The sequence below is a fragment of the Bradyrhizobium sp. USDA 3256 genome (assembly GCF_054058275.1).
Window position 1 is genome coordinate 177,208 of the sequence record NZ_JBSSAE010000002.1, and the last position, 16,348, is coordinate 193,555.

Consider the following 16,348-nt stretch of genomic DNA (forward strand, 5'->3'; position numbering starts at 1 on the left):
GGAGCGCGGAACGCGCGTCTCGAAGGATCGACGGCCCGGTCCGGGGCCGTCGATCCTTCGAGGCTCGCTCCGCTCGCACCTCAGGATGACGGGAAACGGCCTGTGGCGCCCTTGGTTTCGGACTGGGTGCCCTCTGGAAGTGGCGCCGTCAAGGCGTCATTTGACGTTGTTTCCGATCCATTTTCGCGCGGCTGCCTCGCCCTTGGCGCGGTCTTCCGGGCTCATATCGGCAAGGATGTCGTCGAGATCGGGGTCGCCCTTGCCGGCGGTCTTGGCGACCGTGTGCCATTTCAGTGCCTCGACCTTGTCCACCGGGGCGCCGGCGCCGGTCGCCAGCACATGGGCGAGGCGGTTCTGCGCGATCGCGCTGTTCTGCCGGGCCGCCTTGCGCAGCAGCGCCACCGCCGCCGGCACGTTCCGCGGCGTGCCCGAGCCGTTGTAGAGCGCGATGGCATATTCGACCTCGGCATCGACATTGTCGGCCAGCGAAGCGGCCTGCAGCAGCCGCGCCGCCTTCTCGAGGTCCTTCGGCACGCCGGTGCCTTCCTTGTAGAAGGTCGCGAGCGCGTATTGCGCCTCGGGGCTGCCGGCGTCGGCGGCCATGCGCAAGAGCTCGGCGGAGCGGCGGAGGTCCTGCGGCAGGGTCTGGCCGTCGAGATAGAGCAGCGCGAGATTATAGGCCGCCTTCGGCTCGCCGAGCTTGGCCGACGACGCCAGCAGCTTGACCGCGGCATCCTTGTCGACGGTGCCGCCGCGACCCGCGATCTTCATCATGGCGAGCGCGAACATCGCCTCGCGGTCGCCGGCATCGGAGGCGCGCTTGTACCACTCGTCGGCCTTGACGTAGTCGCGCTTGACGCCGAGCCCATTGGCATAGAGCTCGCCCAGCATCGTCATGGCCTTGGCATCGTTGTTGTTCTGCGCGCGCGCGGTCGCGAGATCGAACGCGGTCTTGTACATGCCGCGCTGATAGGCGCCGTAGACGAGGTCGACATTGGGATCGTCGACGGCCTGGGTCGGGGTCGGCGAGGGAGTCGGAGATGCGGCAGGCTTCGGCGTCGCGGAGGCGGCGGGCTTGGGCGTCGGCTTCTTCGCGACCGGCGAATGCACCTTCGGCTTCGGAGCCTCCTTCTTCGCGGGCGGCGTCTGTGCCGGCGGCGTGATCGAGAGCTGCGCCATCGCGCCGCTCGCCAGCATCGTGCAGCCGAGCGCAACACCTATCGGACGCAGGCATTTCATTCCGGCGTCATCCCTCGGCCTTTCCGTCGGCCTTGGCCTTGCCGAATGTGCCGGCATGCGCCCGCGCAATCGCGTCGCCGATCTCGACAAGCGCCGCCTTGGCGCCGCGCGGATCGGACCAGATGAAGTCTCCGGCCAGCACGAAATCCGCACCGGCCGCCGCGAACGCCTCGGCTTCCTCGCGCGAGGTTGCAAAGCCGACGCAGGGCGGCTCGAACAATTCGTCCCACCATTCCAGCCGCTCGGCGATGGCCTCGCGCGAGGGCCGCTGTCCGTTGGCGTCGGGCTCGCCGAACAGCACATAGTCAGCACCGGCTTCGCCCGCGGCCATGGAATCGTGGCGGGTCGCGAGCCCGCCGACGCCGACAATGCGGTCGGGTTTCAGCGACGGCATCGCCTCTTCCATCGCGGCGATGCCGGTCAGATGCGCGCCGTCGGCGCCGGCGCGGGCCACGATATCGGGCTGGCCGTCGATCAGCAGCGCCGCGCCGGCGTTCTGGATCGCAGGCGCCAGCGCCTTGATGGTGGAGATCATGCTGCGCAGATCGCTCTCGCGCAGCCGCACCAGCACGGCCGCGACATCGGCCGCGGCAAGCAGCTCGGTGAGCTCGGCCGCAAGCCGCGCAGGCTCATCGACCGCCGGCGTTGCCAGATAGAGACGCGGTGCCGGCCGCGGCGGAACGGGCTTGGTCGCCAACTACGCCGCCTGTTTCTCGAGGTCGGCTTCCCAATTGCCGGTGCTCGCGAGCCCGTTCATCCGGGCGCGATGCGAGAAGGCGCGCTGGCCCGCGGGGACGTTGTCGGGCTTGCCGGACCACGCCTTCTGCGGCGCCGCTTGCAGCGCACGGCCGTAGGAGAAGGTCAGTTTCCAGGGCAAATTGCCGATCTTGTTCATGGCGTCGAGGTGGGCGGTTGCTTCCTCGTCGCTCTGTCCGCCAGAGAGGAAGGCGATGCCGGGCACCGCCGCGGGTACGCAGCTCTTGAGCAGGCGGATGGTCTTCTCGGCGACTTCCTGCACCGGCGCCTGCTTGGGGCACTTCTTGCCCGAGATCGCCATGTTCGGCTTCAGGATCATGCCTTCGAGCGCGACGCGCTGCACCCGCAATTCCTGGAAGGTGCGGTTCAGCACGCGCTGCGTCACCTCGTAGCAGCGGTCGATGTCGTGATCGCCGTCCATCAGCACTTCCGGCTCGACGATCGGGACGATCTGCGCGGCCTGGCACAGCGCGGCATAGCGCGCCAGCGCATGGGCGTTGACGCGGATCGCGGTCATGGTCGGAATGCCGTGGCTGCCGGCACCCGAGCCGATGTCGATCACGGCGCGCCATTTCGCAAAGCGCGCACCGCGCTCGTAATATTTCTTCAGCCGCTCGGCGAGCTTGTCGAGGCCGACGGTGACGAGTTCGCCCGGGCAGTTCGGCAGCGCCTGCGTGCCCTCGTCGACCTTGATGCCGGGGATCGCGCCGGCCTGCTCGATCAGCTTGACCAGCGGCGTGCCGTCCTTGGCATTCTGCCAGATCGTCTCGTCGTAAAGGATGACGCCGGAGATGTACTTGCTCATCGCCTCCTGCGAGCGGAACAGCATCTCGCGGTAGTCGCGGCGATTGTCCTCGGTCGAATCGACCTTGATGGCGTCGAACCGCTTCTTGATGGTGCCGGAGGATTCGTCGGCGGCGAGAATGCCCTTGCCCGGGGTGACCATGGCAAGCGCGATTTTGTTCAGGTCGGAGAGGTTCATCGGGGCGTCCTCCAGAGCCATTGCCTTTGCAAACCAAAATAGGCGGTTCTCGGGCAAATGCCTAGAAAACGTTCGTCGCGGCCGGTGTTTGTCGCAGCCGGCGATCAAGCCCTCGGGACACCGTTTCCGACTGCGCCGGAGCCGGTGTCCCGCCGTAATGTTTCAGGCGATATGTTGTCAAGCAACCTTGTCAGGCGACCTTGGGGTCGAGCTGGCCCGCGGCGTAGCGCTTGGCCATCTCCGCCGTGGTCAGCACCTTCTTGATCTTGCTTGCCTGGCCCGCGGTGTTGAACTCCTGCAGGCGCTGCTTGCACAGCTTGGTCATCGCCTCCATCGCGGGCTTCAGGTACTTGCGCGGATCGAACTCTTCCGGATTGTCCTTCAGCACCTTGCGGATCTGGCCGGTCATCGCCATCCGGTTGTCGGTGTCGATGTTGATCTTGCGCACGCCGTTCTTGATGCCGCGCTGGATCTCGGCGACCGGCACGCCCCAGGTCGGCTTCATCTTGCCGCCATTGGCGTTGATGATCTCCTGCAGCTCCTGCGGCACCGACGAGGAGCCGTGCATGACGAGATGCGTGTTCGGGAGCTTGCGATGGATTTCCTCGATCACGTTCATGGCGAGGATGTCGCCGTCGGGCTTGCGTGTGAACTTGTAGGCGCCGTGCGAGGTGCCCATCGCGATCGCCAGCGCGTCGACCTTGGTTTCCTTGACGAACTTCACGGCCTCGTCCGGATTGGTCAGCAGCTGGTCGTGCGACAGCTTGCCCTCCGCGCCATGGCCGTCTTCCTTGTCGCCCATGCCGGTCTCGAGCGAGCCGAGCACGCCGAGCTCGCCTTCCACCGAGATGCCGCCGAGATGGGCCATGCCGGTCACGGTCTTGGTGACGCCGACATTGTAGTCCCAGTCGCCGGGGGTCTTGCCGTCGGCCTTCAGCGAGCCGTCCATCATGACCGAGGTGAAGCCGGCCTGGATCGCGGTCATGCAGGTGGCGGGCTCGTTGCCATGATCGAGATGCACGCAGACCGGGATCTGCGGGTAGATTTCGGTGACGGCATCCATCATGTGCTTGAGCATGACGTCGTTGGCGTAGGAGCGCGCGCCGCGCGAGGCCTGGATGATGACGGGCGCGTCGACCTCGGAGGCTGCCGCCATGATCGACAGCGCCTGTTCCATGTTGTTGATGTTGAAGGCAGGTACGCCGTAATCATGCTCGGCCGCGTGGTCGAGCAGTTGCCGCAACGTAATGCGAGCCATTCCATTTCTCCCTGTAGTGCAAGTTCGCGGATGTGACCTAAATCAACTTTTTTTCAAGACTTCGACGCCTGGCAGCGGCTTGCCTTCCATCCATTCAAGAAACGCGCCGCCCGCGGTCGAGACGTAGGAAAAATCGCCGCCCACGCCCGCCTGGTTCAGCGCCGCGACGGTATCGCCGCCGCCGGCGACCGAGATCAGCTTCTTCGTCTTGGTGCGTTCGGCGGCATGTTTGGCCGATACCACGGTGCCGCGGTCGAACGGCGTCAGCTCGAAAGCGCCGAGCGGGCCGTTCCAGACCAGCGTCGCCGCGTCGTCGATCGCGGCATGGATGCGCGCGATCGATTGCGGACCGACGTCGAGGATCATGCCGTCGGCCGGGATCGCATCGAGGCCATAGGCGTGCGACGGCGCATTGGCGGCAAACTGGTTGGCGACGACAGCGTCGACGGGGAGGATGATCGCACAGTTGGCGGCGTTGGCCTTCTCCATGATCCGCAGCGCGGTCGGGGCAAGATCCTTTTCGGCGAGCGACTTGCCGACGGCGACGCCCTGCGCGTGCAGGAAGGTGTTGGCCATGCCGCCGCCGATCACCAGCGCGTCGACCTTGCTCACGAGGTTTTCCAAGAGGTCGATCTTGGTCGAGACCTTGGCGCCGCCGATGATCGCGATCACCGGCTTGGTCGGCGCTTCCAGCGCCTTGCCGAGCGCGTCGAGCTCGGCCTGCATGGTGCGGCCGGCATAGGCCGGCAGCTTGTGGCCGAGGCCCTCGGTCGAGGCGTGGGCGCGATGCGCGGCGGAGAAGGCGTCGTTGACCCAGATGTCGCCGAGCTTGGCGAGCTCTGTAACGAAGCCGGCGTCGTTCTTCTCTTCCTCCTTATGGAAACGCGTGTTTTCCAGGCAGAGGATGTCGCCGTCCTTGAGGGTCGCGACAGCGGCGGCCGCGGGCTCGCCGATGCAGTCCTCGGCGAAGGCCACCGGGCGCTTGATCACTTTCGACAGCGCGTCGGCGACCGGCTTCAGCGATTCCTTGGGATCGCGTCCCTTGGGGCGGCCGAAATGGGCGAGCAGGATCACCTTGCCGCCCTTGTCGGAAATTTCGGTGATGGTGGGGGCCACGCGCTCGAGCCGGGTGGCGTCGGTGACGCGACCATTTTCCATGGGGACGTTGAGGTCGACGCGCAGCAGCACGCGCTTGCCCTTCAGGTTGACGTCGTCGAGGGTGCGGAACGATTTTGTCATGAGCGTTTCCTGTGCGGCCGGACACCGCCGTCCGACGGACGGCGTCGCTTTCGCTTGCCGATGTCGCGGCCGTTGAGGTCGCGAACGCGGGGGGCAAACACGCAGATGCCCGGCGGTGAGCCGGGCATCACGAACAGTCGAACTTAAACCAGCTTGCCGATCGCGACGGCGGTGTCCGCCATACGGTTCGAGAAGCCCCACTCATTGTCGTACCAGGACATCACGCGCACGAAGTTGCCGTTCTGCACCTTGGTCTGGTCCATGTGGAAGGTCGACGAGTGCGGATCGTGGTTGAAGTCGATCGAGACGTTCGGCGCGGTGGTGTAGCCGAGGATGCCCTTGAGCTGCTGCTCGGACGCACGCTTCATCGCCTCGTTGATCTCCTTGGCGTCGGTTGCGCGCTTGGCGACGATCTTGAGGTCGATCACGGAAACGTTCGGGGTCGGAACGCGGACCGAGACGCCGTCGAGCTTGCCCTTCAGCTCGGGCAGCACGAGGCCGATCGCTTTCGCGGCACCGGTCGAGGTCGGGATCATCGACATCGCCGCGGCGCGGCCGCGATAGAGATCCTTGTGCAGGGTGTCGAGCGTCGGCTGGTCACCGGTATAGGCGTGGATCGTGGTCATGAAGCCGGTCTCGATGCCGACGGTGTCGTTCAGGACCTTGGCGACCGGCGCGAGGCAGTTGGTGGTGCAGGAGCCGTTCGAGACCACCAGGTGATCCTTGGTCAGCGTGTCGTGGTTGACGCCGTAGACGATGGTGGCGTCAGCACCGTCGGCGGGCGCCGAGACCAGCACGCGCTTGGCGCCGGCGGTGAGGTGCGCGGAGGCCTTGTCCTTCGCGGTGAAGATGCCGGTGCATTCCAGCGCGACGTCGACGCCGAGCGCCTTCCACGGCAGCTTGGAGGGATCGCGCTCGGCCGAAACCTTGATCTTGTTGTCGCCGAGGCTGATCGTGTCGCCGTCGACCGTGACGGTGCCGGGGAAGCGGCCGTGCACGGAATCGAAGCGCAGCAGGTGTGCGTTGGTCTCGACCGGGCCGAGGTCGTTGATGCCGACCACCTCGATGTCCTTGCGGCCGGACTCGGCGATGGCGCGCAGAATGTTGCGGCCGATACGCCCAAACCCGTTGATCGCGACGCGGATTGCCATGCTCGTCTCCTCTAATGCTGTTGTCAGCCCCGCGGGAGCGCTCCCACGAGGTTTTTACGGCGGAACGCCCGGTTCGGCCGGGCGCGTACGGAAAAGATGGAGCTTAGGTAATCCTTTTTTGCGACAAGCTCAACCTTGGCCCGCGGGTGTCAGGCCAGCGTCAGACGCGCTTGGCGGCAGCGTTAACGACGGCTTCAGCAGTAATGCCGAAATGCCGGAAAAGGTCCTTCGCCGGCGCGCTGGCGCCAAATCCGTGCATGCCGATGAATTCGCCGTCATGGCCGATCACGGCATCCCAGCCCCAGCGCACCGCGGCCTCGATCGCGATCTTGACCGGAGCATTGCCGATAATGGCATTTTGCCGCTCGGCGGGCTGTGCCAGCAGCAATTCCAGCGACGGGACCGAGACCACCCGCGTCGCGATGCCGCGTCCGGCGAGCTGCTTCTGCGCCTCGACCGCGATCTGGACCTCGGAACCCGACGCGAACAATGACACTTTTGCGTCACCCTGCGCCGCGACCAGCTCATAGGCGCCGTGGCTGCACGGGTTGTCGTTCGGCGCCGTGGTGCGGAGCTGCGGAAGGTTCTGGCGGGTCAGCGCCAGCACCGTCGGTCCGTCGACGCGGTTGAGCGCCAGTTCCCAGCACTCGGCGGTCTCGACCGCGTCGCAGGGGCGGAACACGCGCATGTTGGGCATCGCGCGCAACGCGGACAGATGCTCGACCGGCTGGTGCGTCGGGCCGTCCTCGCCGAGGCCGATCGAGTCATGGGTCATGACATAGACGACACCGGTGCCCATCAGCGCCGACAGCCGCATCGCGCCGCGCGCGTAGTCGGTGAACACCAGGAAGGTGGCGCCGTTCGGCGCGAAGCCGCCATGCAGGAAGATGCCGTTGAGGCACGCCGCCATGCCGTGCTCGCGGACGCCGTAATGGATGAAGCGGCCCTTCGGCGTCTTGGCACCGAACGCCGTCGCCGACTTCGCCTTGTTGTTGTTGGAGCCGGTGAGGTCGGCGGAGCCCGCGACGAATTCCATCGGCATCGCAGCCGCAATCACCTCGATCGCGGCTTCCGACGATTTGCGGGTCGCGACGTTGAGCGGATTTTCCAGGAGCCCCTTCTTGAAGGCGCGCAGCCCCTTGGCGAGCGACTGCGGCCGCTCGTGGCGAATGCGGCGTTCGAACTCGGCGCGCTTGCGGCTGCCGAGCTGCGCGAACTGCTCGTCCCAAGCCTTGTGCTCGGCGGCGCCGCGGGCGCCTGCCTCGCGCCAGGCCTTCAGCACATCGTCGGGCACCGAGAACGGCTCGAGCGAGATGCCGAGCTTCTCCTTGGCCGCCTTGAGCTCGTCGGCGCCGAGCGCCTCGCCATGCGCCTTGGCGGTGCCGGCCTTGTGCGGCGCGCCGTAACCGATCGTGGTCTTGCAGGCGATCATCGAGGGCTTGTTGGATTTCTGCGCGCGGGTGATTGCAGCGGCGATCGCCTGCGGATCGTGGCCATCGATCAATTCGGCGGCCCAGCCTGCAGACTTGAAGCGCTTCACCTGATCGACGGAATCGGAGATCGAGGTCGGGCCGTCGATCGAGATGCCGTTGTCGTCGTACAGCACGATCATCTTGTTGAGCCGCCAGACACCGGCGAGCGCGATCGCTTCCTGCGAGATGCCCTCCATCAGGTCGCCGTCGGAGGCGAGCACATAGGTGTGGTGGTTGACGATCTTCTTGCCGAACTCAGCGGCCAGCATCTTCTCGGCGAGCGCCATGCCGACCGCGGTCGCGATGCCCTGGCCGAGCGGACCGGTGGTGGTCTCGATGCCCTTGGTGTGGAAGTTCTCCGGGTGTCCCGGCGTCAGCGATCCGAGCTGGCGGAAATGCTTGAGCTGGTCGAGCGTCATGTCCTTGTTGCCGGTGAGGTACAGCAACGAATAGAGCAGCATCGAGCCATGGCCGGCCGAGAGCACGAAGCGGTCGCGATCGGGCCACGCCGTGTCGGCCGCATCGAATCTCAGGAATTTTGTGAACAGGACGGTCGCGATGTCGGCGGCGCCCATCGGCAGGCCGGGATGGCCGGAATTCGCCTTTTCGACGGCGTCCATGGCAAGGCCACGGATCGCATTGGCCATACGGGTGTGATCGACCTGCGTCATGATGAAAAGTCCGCCTAAAATGAGGAGCTGATTGCTGGACGGATCGGGGCGGGCAGCCGCGATACGCGCGTGGATGGCCTTACGGGTTGGGGGTGGATTAGCACCTCAATTCCGCAAGTCCAAGGCGATGAAACGCCTCAAAACGGGGAAAAGTGGCCCGAAATCGCCCTATTTCATTCAACGGTGCATAGTTCTGCGCCGCCGTTGCGCTGGGCTCGCTTGCCACGTAAATTTCGTCCCGTAAACGCTTGCCGAACCGCCAGTTTTGCCGTGCGGCAGGCCTGTCTTCCGCAGGCCACCAAGCCAACCGACTTGAAAGGTCCACGCCGCGTGTCATGAGTGATCGTCTCGCCAACGGGTCTGGCAATACCGAGGCACCGCTTGCCGATATCGATGCTGCGACAAAGCGGCTGATGGCAGCGCTCGATGCGCTGGAGAGCTCGGTGGAGCGGCGTCGCGAGGCCGACCGCGACGAGAACGAATTGGCGAGCCGCATCCAGGCGCTCGGCGCCGATCGCTCCAGGCTTGCAGACGAGCTCGACGGATCGCTGGTGAAGACGCGCAAGCTCGAGCGCGCCAATCGCGAAATCGCGGAAAAACTCGACGCGGCGATCGGCAGCATTCGCGCCGTGCTCGACGGCGGAGACAGCAGATGAGCCACATCAACGTCACCATCAATGGCCGGCAATACCGGATGGCCTGCGAGGAGGGCCAGGAGGTGCGGCTCCTGAAGCTCGCGGAAAATCTCCAGCAGCGCGTGGAATCGCTGCGCGGCAAGTTCGGCGAAATCGGCGATGCGCGGCTGACGGTGATGGCGGCGCTCACCGCCTGCGACGAACTGGTCGACGCCAGCGCACGCATCCGCAGCCTTGAGGAGGAGGTCGAGCAGCTGCGCAATGCGCGCGTCGCCGCCATCGACCGCGCCCGCGCGACCCAGACCGCGGTCTCCAACGCGCTCAACGCTGCCGCGGAGCGGATCGAGCGCACCACGCAGGTGCTCAACCGCACCATCGGCGGCGGCATCGCGATCGGGTGATTTATATTTTCCGGCATCGGGTGATCTTATCCTCCCCTGGAGGGGGAGGATCGACGCTCATGAAATGAGCGGCGAGGTGGGGTGACTGTCTTTCCACACGCGCAGTGCCGCGTTGAGAGATCACCCCACCCCGGTTCGCATTCCGCTACGCTTCATGCGTACCGACCCTCCCCCTCCAGGGGAGGGTGGAGAGAAGTGCATGAGTCTCGGCTGCGTCTTCCTTACCGCTGGCGGATTGGGGCAACGATGGCTAGATTAGCCCCCGCGAAGCTGCGTCGTGCGTCAGGAGCCATATATCCCCGGGGCCTTATCGATCCTTTAGGGAACTGTCCCTGGCCGGGTCCGTGGACCCGGACATATGGTGCCCACCTACTTTCGTAGGGAACTCCGGGATCGAGCGCTCCAACGGCCTCTGCGGCTTCGCACTGATTTTTGCTGTTGCCTTGTCGTCGCGCTGCGGCGGTTGAATTGTCTAGTGTTGTGCCCCGCGATACGGGGCGTCCAGCGCGCCGCGGCCTGGCCTTAACGAAAGCTAGCGTCTCTGGAATGATGGATCGTCCGTTGTCGCGGACGACGACAGCGGAAGATGGATCATGCACGCATCTCCATCGAAGGCCGAGCTCCGGGCACTTGCCCTCGCCAAGCGCGATGCGCTGAGCGACGAGCAGCGCGCGACGGCTGCCGAAGCGCTCGCCAAGCGCGGCGCGCCGTTCGAGATCGCGCAGGGCATGATCGTCTCAGGCTATGCGCCGATCCGCAGCGAGCTCGATCCGGCGCCGTTGATGAAGAAGCTTGCCGACAAGGGCGCGCGGCTCGCGCTGCCGTGCATCAACGCGCGCGGCCAGTCGCTGACCTTCCGCAGTTGGTCGCCGCAGGATCGGCTGATGCTCGGGCCGCTCGGCATTCCCGAGCCGTCGCCGGCCGCCGCCGAGGTGCATCCGGACGTGATGCTGGTGCCGCTCGCGGCATTCGACAAGCTCGGTCACCGCATCGGCTACGGCGCCGGCTATTACGACTATACCTTCGCGCATCTGCGCAAGGCCAAGCATGTGATCGGGGTCGGACTTGCCTTTGCTGCACAGGAAACCAAGGCGATTCCGGCGCTGTCGCACGACGTCCCGCTCGATTATGTGCTAACGGAGCGCAAGACGTTCGATTTCCGGAGTAGCTAGCCTTGCGAATTCTCTTCGTTGGTGACGTCGTCGGCAGGACCGGCCGCACCGCCATCGCCGACCACCTTCCCGGCATGATCAGGGACTGGTCGCTCGATCTCGTGGTCGTCAATGGCGAGAATTCCGCCGGCGGCTTTGGCATCACCGAGGCGATCTATCAGGAGCTGCTCGACGCAGGCGCCGATGCGGTCACGCTCGGCAACCACGCCTGGAATCAGAAGGAGGCATTGGTCTTCATCGAGCGCGCGCCGCGCCTGATTCGCCCGCTGAATTTCCCGCGACATTCGCCCGGCCGCGGCGCCACGCTGGTCGATACCAAAAGCGGCAAGCGCGCGCTGGTCATCAACGCGATCGGCCGCGTCTTCATGGAGCCGTCCTCGAACGATCCATTCAGCGCCATCGAGCGCGAGCTCGAGGCCTGCCCGCTGCGCGAGGGCTGTGACGCCATCGTGCTCGATTTCCATGCCGAGGCGACCAGCGAGAAGCAGGGCGTCGGCTTCTTCTGCGACGGCCGCGTCAGCCTCGTGGTTGGCACCCATACCCATGTGCCGACCGCCGATCATCAGGTGCTGCCGGGCGGCACCGCCTATATGAGCGATGCCGGCATGACCGGCGACTATGACTCGGTGATCGGCATGCAGAAGGAGGAGCCGCTGCAGCGCTTCCTCACCGGCATTCCCTCCGGTCGCTTCGAGCCGGCGGGCGGTGTGGCAACGCTGAGCGGCATCGCGGTCGAGACCGACGATGCGACCGGGCTCGCGGTGAAGGTCGCGCCGGTGCGCGCCGGCGGGCGGCTCGAGCCTGCGGTGCCGGGGTTTTGGACGTAGCCCTCGTAGCCCGGATTACGCTTCGCTCCATCCGGGCTACGGAGCTGCCGTCAACTCTGCCTAAAACCCATCCGGAATGCGCCCCAGTGGCGGCCGTTTACGACGATCGGCGATGACAGGTCCTTCATCAGCACGAAATTGCCGCCGCCCATGTCGCGGCGATAGGTCTGCAGCAGGAACGGTTTTGTGTTGGCCGCGACCTTGCTCACCGCGCGATCGTTGAACAGGCGGCGGTTGCGGCAATTGGCGTTGTTCCAGACCGGGTCCGGCCCCTGCGGCTGCCGGTAGTTCGGATTGTGGGTCGGCAGATAGCCGCTGCGCGCCCAGGCGACGCAGAACACGATGCGCGGATCGCTCTTCTGGATCGGATCCTGGATCGCGGGCAACACGCGGTCGGTGAAGGCGACGTAGTCGGTGAGATACTGCTTCGGATTGGTGCCGGCGATCTCGCGATAATTCTCGTCCATCAATTGCACGAGCGTGATCTCGCCGCGCGCGACGGCATTCTCGAACAGCTCGGAGATCCGCCTTGCGGTGTCGATCACGACGCGGATCAGTGGCGTATCACTGGTCTCCACGCCGCTGTCGGCGATGGTCACGATCAGGCTCTCGGAGAGCTCGAGCAGTTTCGCGACGCGGCTGTCGGCATGCTTGAGGTCGCGCGAGGAGAGGTCGACACCCTTGGCCAGCTCGTTCAGCTCCGCGATCACGCTGTCGCAATGGCCGAGATTGGAGGTCGCGGCGCGCGCCACGCTGCCGATCTCGGCGCCGACGGATGAAAAGCCTTCCTGCACGCGCATGATGATGCCCGAAATCTGCTGGGCGCCTTCGCCGGCGCTCTTGGCGCGCAACGAGGCATCGCTGCTCTCGCCGATCAGGCTGCCGATCTGGCCGTCGAGATCGCGCACGGTGTCGGAAATCTGATGCGTCGCCTGGCGCGTCGCTTCCGCAAGGTTCTTGACCTCGCTCGCGACCACCGCAAAGCCGCGGCCGGCATTGCCGGCGCGCGCCGCCTCGATGGTGGCGTTGAGCGCCAGCAGATTGGTCTGCTTGGCGATCGCCTCGATCGAACCGGAAACCTTGGCGACCTGGCTCAGCGCGGAGCCGACCGCGGCGAGCCGCGCCTCGATCCGTCCGACCGCCGCGACGAGCTCCGCGATATGGCTGACCGCCGTCTCGACCACATGGCGGGACTCCGCGATCTGGCCGACCGCGGCGGATGCGGTCGTTTGCACCGCCTGCGATGCGTTGGCGATGTCGTGATTGGCGGCGACCATCGTCTCGGCGGTCGTCTGCAAATGATGGAAGCGCTCGGACTGGCTGCTGACGCGGTTCGCGACCTCCTGGACGTTGCCGGCGATGTCGGCGAGTTCCACCCCGAGGCCGCCGATGCGGTCGGCGAGCTGGTCCACCAGCCGCTCGGCCAGCGTTCGGTCCGATGACGTATCCAGAACTGCAAGTTGCGCGGCCGACATGTCGACGCTTCCTCCGTTACAGCGGCCCGTCGGCCGCCGCAGCATTCCCCATTCCGATCCTAAAGCGTGATTCGCGCTGCCGGTCTTGCCTGAGCGCGCACCCTGTAGCCCGGATGCAGCGCAGCGAAATCCGGGGCTCCTGTCCGTGCAAACACGCATCCCCGATTACACTTCGCCGCATCCGGGCTACGAAGCGTTCAAAGCTTGTAGGCGGTGCGGAACCCGCCCCAATGCCGGCCGCGCACTCGGATCGGTACGTCGATCTCGCGCATCATCACCGTGTTGCCGCCTCCCATGTCGCGCGCATAAGTCTGGATCAGATAGGCGCGCTGGTTGCGGCCGGCGGCGAGGCCCGCGGCGTCGTTGAAGATGCGGCGGTTGCGGCTGTTGGCGGTGTTGTATGTCACGTCGCCCGGCCGCTGCGGCTGCGAGTAGAGCTTATTATGGACCGGCAGGTAGCCGTTCTGGTCGATCATCACACAGAACGCCATCCGCTTGTCCCTGGCGAGGAATGCCTCCTGGAACGCCGGCAGCGTGCGCTCCGCCCAGTCCAGCATTTTGGTGCGGTACTGCACCGGGTTGGTGCCTGCGATCTCGACATAATCGGTGTCGAACATGTCAGATATCGCGATCGCGCCGCTTGCCAGCCCGTTCTCGAACATCTTGCTCAGCGCGCTGCCGGCTTCGATCGCGCGGGTGACGAGTTCGGCGTTCTCCTCGTGGATCGCCCACATCCGGTCTTCGATTTTTTCCCGCAGCTCGGCGGTTGCCGCCTCGAAGCGGGCCTGGCTGCCTGCCTTGGAGCGCTCGCCGATCCGGATCCGGCACGCGCCGACCTCCTGCAATGTCCCGTTCAGGGTCTCCTGCACCGGCAGCTTCCCGGCATCGGGTCCGCCGATCAGAATGCCGTCCATCGCGATCTCGTAGACCGGCGCGGTGACGAGGCCGCGCGCGGTCGTGATCTCGATCTTGAGGCTGCAGGGCAGGCGCTCGTTCTTGCGCGGATCGCCGCGCTCGTCCTGGCGCAACAGCACCGCGCAGCGCGCTTTCAGCTTCTGCGCGAATGCGGTCACCGTCTTGCCGGCCTTGGCGACATTGTCGCCATGCGCGGCGGCTTCGCGTGTTGCCGAGTCGATCTCGCCGGCGCTGGTGCCGACCGAGACGATGAAGTGCGAAGCGGAGGCGGCATTCTGGCCCATCTCACCGGTGATTTCATTCTGCTCGGCAACCGCTCCGTTGACGTTCTCGAACACCGGGCGGATCTTTTCGATCGCCTGGGAGATGCGGTGGACCGCGTCCGCCGATCCGGTGGCGTCCTTCTGCAATACCTCGATCTTGCGGGTGATCTCCTCGGTCGCGCTCTGGGTCTGCACTGCCAGCGCCTTGACCTCAGTTGCGACCACCGCAAAGCCCTTGCCGGCGGCACCGGCGCGCGCCGCCTCGATCGTCGAGTTCAGCGCGAGCAGCGTGGTCTGCCGCGCGATCTGCGCGATCAGATTGACGACGTTGCCGATCGCGGCCGAAGACTCGCGCAGGCGATCGACATTGTCGGTGGCCTCGCGCGCCGCGGCCGCGGCGTCGTCGGCGAGCTGGCTCGCGCTGCGCACCTGCGCGCCGATGCCCTCGGCGGAGTGGGTGAAACGGTCGGCGGCTTGCGAGAACGTCGTCGCGGTGCTCTGCGCATCGCTGCTGCGGCCGGTCAGCGCATCGGTGCGGGCGCGAATGGTGGCGAGCTTGGCTGCCGTCGCCTCGGCGCCGTCGGCGACCGAGCTCGCGGCGCGCTCGAGCTGGCGGATCATCGCCCCGAGCTCGAGTTCCAGCAATTCCAGGATTTCCTTGGACGAATCCTTGGCCAAATCAGTCTCGGTCGAGACCTGAGGGGTGGCGGCCGCGGTTGGAACCTGCGGCGCGACGGCCGGCGCAGCCGGCTCCGGCACTTGCTTTCGAAACAAACCGAACGCCATGTGGGCTCTTTAGGGGCTGTGGAAAGTTGCGGCGGGACGGGGCGATCCTCGCATCCGGGCGTGAAGTCATGGTTAACAAGTGCCTCATATTCCGGCTTGCGGTAGTATTCCTCCGCCGTAGGGCCCCGCCGATCCTTTGATTTTGACCGTGAGGGGCCTATAAGGCCGCGTTTTCCATCCCTGTTCAGACCCTAAGCTCCGAAGAGACGTCGCATGGCCGGCCATTCCCAATTCAAGAACATCATGCACCGCAAGGGCCGGCAGGATGCCCAGAAGTCGAAGCTTTTCGGCAAGCTGGCCCGCGAAATCACCGTGGCGGCCAAGCTCGGCACCCCGGACCCGGCGATGAATCCGCGGCTGCGCGCCGCCGTGGTCGCGGCCCGCGCCGAGAACATGCCCAAGGACAATATCGACCGCGCCATCAAGAAGGCCGCGGGCAATGAGGGCGAGAACTACGACGAGATCCGCTACGAGGGTTATGGCCCCGGCGGCGTCGCCGTCATCGTCGAGGCGCTGACCGACAACCGCAACCGCGCTGCTTCCGACATCCGCTCCTTCTTCACCAAGTCGGGCGGCAATCTCGGCGAAACCGGCTCGGTCGCCTTCATGTTCGATCGCACCGGCATCATCGAATACGACGCCAAGGTCGCCTCCGACGACGCGATGCTGGACGCCGCGATCGAGGCCGGCGCCGACGACGTGGTCTCCAGCGAGGGCGGCCACGAGGTCTACGCCTCGCAGGACACCTTCCGCGAAGTCGCAAAAGCGCTGGAAGCGAAGTTCGGCGAGCCGCGCAAGGCGGCGCTGACCTGGAAGCCGCAGAACACCGTTTCGGTCGACGACGAGACCGGCGAAAAGCTGCTGAAGCTGATGGACCTGCTCAACGAGCACGACGACGTGCAGAATGTGTTCGCCAATTTCGAGGTGTCCGACGCGCTGATCGCGAAGATGGGCGGTTGATCCATTTGCTCCGCTGTCATCGCCCGGCTCGACCGGGCGATCCAGTATTCCAGAGACCTTCATTTGATCCGCGAGGCCGCGGCGTACTGGATCCCCAGCTTTCGCGGGGGACGACGAGCCGAGGCTGGGCGATGGGCCGAGCTGAC

The 16,348-nt window shown here is 65.8% G+C and carries 14 protein-coding genes and 1 other RNA gene; 6 read left to right on the top strand and 9 right to left on the bottom strand.

What is annotated here, in order from left to right:
- Positions 1 to 156: 156 nt before the first annotated feature.
- The 7 genes from ACVWY5_RS02475 to tkt form a co-directional block, all read right to left on the bottom strand.
- The gene (locus ACVWY5_RS02475) at positions 157 to 1,239 is read right to left on the bottom strand and encodes an SEL1-like repeat protein (RefSeq protein ID WP_028332805.1); all 1,083 of its coding nucleotides are present in this window, start codon (positions 1,237 to 1,239) and stop codon (positions 157 to 159) included.
- A gap of 7 nt (positions 1,240 to 1,246) precedes the next feature.
- Entirely contained in the window at positions 1,247 to 1,936 is a 690-nt protein-coding gene (locus ACVWY5_RS02480) for a thiamine phosphate synthase (RefSeq protein ID WP_028332806.1), read from the bottom strand.
- A complete protein-coding gene (locus ACVWY5_RS02485) occupies positions 1,937 to 2,977 on the bottom strand; it encodes a class I fructose-bisphosphate aldolase (RefSeq protein WP_028332807.1) in 1,041 nt (346 codons plus the stop codon).
- A gap of 190 nt (positions 2,978 to 3,167) precedes the next feature.
- Positions 3,168 to 4,235, bottom strand: a complete 1,068-nt coding sequence (fba, locus tag ACVWY5_RS02490) for a class II fructose-bisphosphate aldolase (protein WP_028332808.1) — start codon at positions 4,233 to 4,235, stop codon at positions 3,168 to 3,170.
- 42 nt (positions 4,236 to 4,277) lie between these two features.
- Entirely contained in the window at positions 4,278 to 5,474 is a 1,197-nt protein-coding gene (locus tag ACVWY5_RS02495; RefSeq protein WP_028332809.1) for a phosphoglycerate kinase, read from the bottom strand.
- Between the two features lie 143 nt (positions 5,475 to 5,617).
- Positions 5,618 to 6,625: a type I glyceraldehyde-3-phosphate dehydrogenase gene (gene gap, locus ACVWY5_RS02500; protein ID WP_028332810.1), complete on the bottom strand. Its 1,008-nt coding sequence runs from the start codon at positions 6,623 to 6,625 to the stop codon at positions 5,618 to 5,620.
- A gap of 160 nt (positions 6,626 to 6,785) precedes the next feature.
- A complete protein-coding gene (tkt, locus tag ACVWY5_RS02505; protein WP_028332811.1) occupies positions 6,786 to 8,768 on the bottom strand; it encodes a transketolase in 1,983 nt (660 codons plus the stop codon).
- Positions 8,769 to 9,103: 335 nt separating this feature from the next.
- On the opposite strand from tkt, the gene ACVWY5_RS02510 reads away from it, so the two are divergent.
- The 5 genes from ACVWY5_RS02510 to ACVWY5_RS02530 all read left to right on the top strand — a co-directional run bounded on the left by ACVWY5_RS02510 (position 9,104) and on the right by ACVWY5_RS02530 (position 11,803).
- Entirely contained in the window at positions 9,104 to 9,424 is a 321-nt protein-coding gene (locus ACVWY5_RS02510; protein WP_018269681.1) for a DUF4164 domain-containing protein, read from the top strand.
- Positions 9,421 to 9,804 (top strand): cell division protein ZapA, encoded by a 384-nt coding sequence (locus ACVWY5_RS02515; RefSeq protein WP_028332812.1) that lies wholly within the window; start codon positions 9,421 to 9,423, stop codon positions 9,802 to 9,804. Before ACVWY5_RS02510 ends, ACVWY5_RS02515 begins: the two co-directional genes overlap by 4 nt.
- Before the next feature lie 264 nt (positions 9,805 to 10,068).
- Positions 10,069 to 10,229, top strand: a non-coding RNA gene (gene ssrS, locus ACVWY5_RS02520) — 6S RNA.
- A gap of 168 nt (positions 10,230 to 10,397) precedes the next feature.
- Positions 10,398 to 10,976 (top strand): 5-formyltetrahydrofolate cyclo-ligase, encoded by a 579-nt coding sequence (locus ACVWY5_RS02525; protein ID WP_028332813.1) that lies wholly within the window; start codon positions 10,398 to 10,400, stop codon positions 10,974 to 10,976.
- A gap of 2 nt (positions 10,977 to 10,978) precedes the next feature.
- A complete protein-coding gene (locus tag ACVWY5_RS02530) occupies positions 10,979 to 11,803 on the top strand; it encodes a TIGR00282 family metallophosphoesterase (protein ID WP_028332814.1) in 825 nt (274 codons plus the stop codon).
- Between the two features lie 50 nt (positions 11,804 to 11,853).
- Here the strand turns inward: ACVWY5_RS02530 and ACVWY5_RS02535 are convergent, their stop codons facing one another.
- Together ACVWY5_RS02535 and ACVWY5_RS02540 are read right to left on the bottom strand one after the other, a co-directional pair.
- Complete coding sequence (locus ACVWY5_RS02535; RefSeq protein ID WP_028332815.1) at positions 11,854 to 13,278, bottom strand: methyl-accepting chemotaxis protein; 1,425 nt, start codon at positions 13,276 to 13,278, stop codon at positions 11,854 to 11,856.
- Between the two features lie 197 nt (positions 13,279 to 13,475).
- Entirely contained in the window at positions 13,476 to 15,242 is a 1,767-nt protein-coding gene (locus ACVWY5_RS02540) for a methyl-accepting chemotaxis protein (protein WP_028332816.1), read from the bottom strand.
- Positions 15,243 to 15,455: 213 nt separating this feature from the next.
- Here ACVWY5_RS02540 and ACVWY5_RS02545 point away from each other — a divergent pair, with 213 nt between their 5' ends.
- The gene (locus tag ACVWY5_RS02545; protein ID WP_028332817.1) at positions 15,456 to 16,202 is read left to right on the top strand and encodes a YebC/PmpR family DNA-binding transcriptional regulator; all 747 of its coding nucleotides are present in this window, start codon (positions 15,456 to 15,458) and stop codon (positions 16,200 to 16,202) included.
- The last annotated feature ends 146 nt before the right edge of the window (positions 16,203 to 16,348 follow it).

Bases quoted from the DNA above. Each gene is read 5' to 3' on its own strand.
- ACVWY5_RS02475 (WP_028332805.1), bottom strand. From the start codon at position 1,239: ATGAAATGCCTGCGTCCGATAGGTGTTGCGCTCGGCTGCACGATGCTG.
- ACVWY5_RS02485 (WP_028332807.1), bottom strand. From the start codon at position 2,977: ATGAACCTCTCCGACCTGAACAAAATCGCGCTTGCCATGGTCACCCCG.
- fba (WP_028332808.1), bottom strand. From the start codon at position 4,235: ATGGCTCGCATTACGTTGCGGCAACTGCTCGACCACGCGGCCGAGCAT.
- ACVWY5_RS02495 (WP_028332809.1), bottom strand. From the start codon at position 5,474: ATGACAAAATCGTTCCGCACCCTCGACGACGTCAACCTGAAGGGCAAG.
- gap (WP_028332810.1), bottom strand. From the start codon at position 6,625: ATGGCAATCCGCGTCGCGATCAACGGGTTTGGGCGTATCGGCCGCAAC.
- tkt (WP_028332811.1), bottom strand. From the start codon at position 8,768: ATGACGCAGGTCGATCACACCCGTATGGCCAATGCGATCCGTGGCCTT.
- ACVWY5_RS02510 (WP_018269681.1), top strand. From the start codon at position 9,104: ATGAGTGATCGTCTCGCCAACGGGTCTGGCAATACCGAGGCACCGCTT.
- ACVWY5_RS02515 (WP_028332812.1), top strand. From the start codon at position 9,421: ATGAGCCACATCAACGTCACCATCAATGGCCGGCAATACCGGATGGCC.
- ACVWY5_RS02525 (WP_028332813.1), top strand. From the start codon at position 10,398: ATGCACGCATCTCCATCGAAGGCCGAGCTCCGGGCACTTGCCCTCGCC.
- ACVWY5_RS02535 (WP_028332815.1), bottom strand. From the start codon at position 13,278: ATGTCGGCCGCGCAACTTGCAGTTCTGGATACGTCATCGGACCGAACG.
- ACVWY5_RS02540 (WP_028332816.1), bottom strand. From the start codon at position 15,242: ATGGCGTTCGGTTTGTTTCGAAAGCAAGTGCCGGAGCCGGCTGCGCCG.
- ACVWY5_RS02545 (WP_028332817.1), top strand. From the start codon at position 15,456: ATGGCCGGCCATTCCCAATTCAAGAACATCATGCACCGCAAGGGCCGG.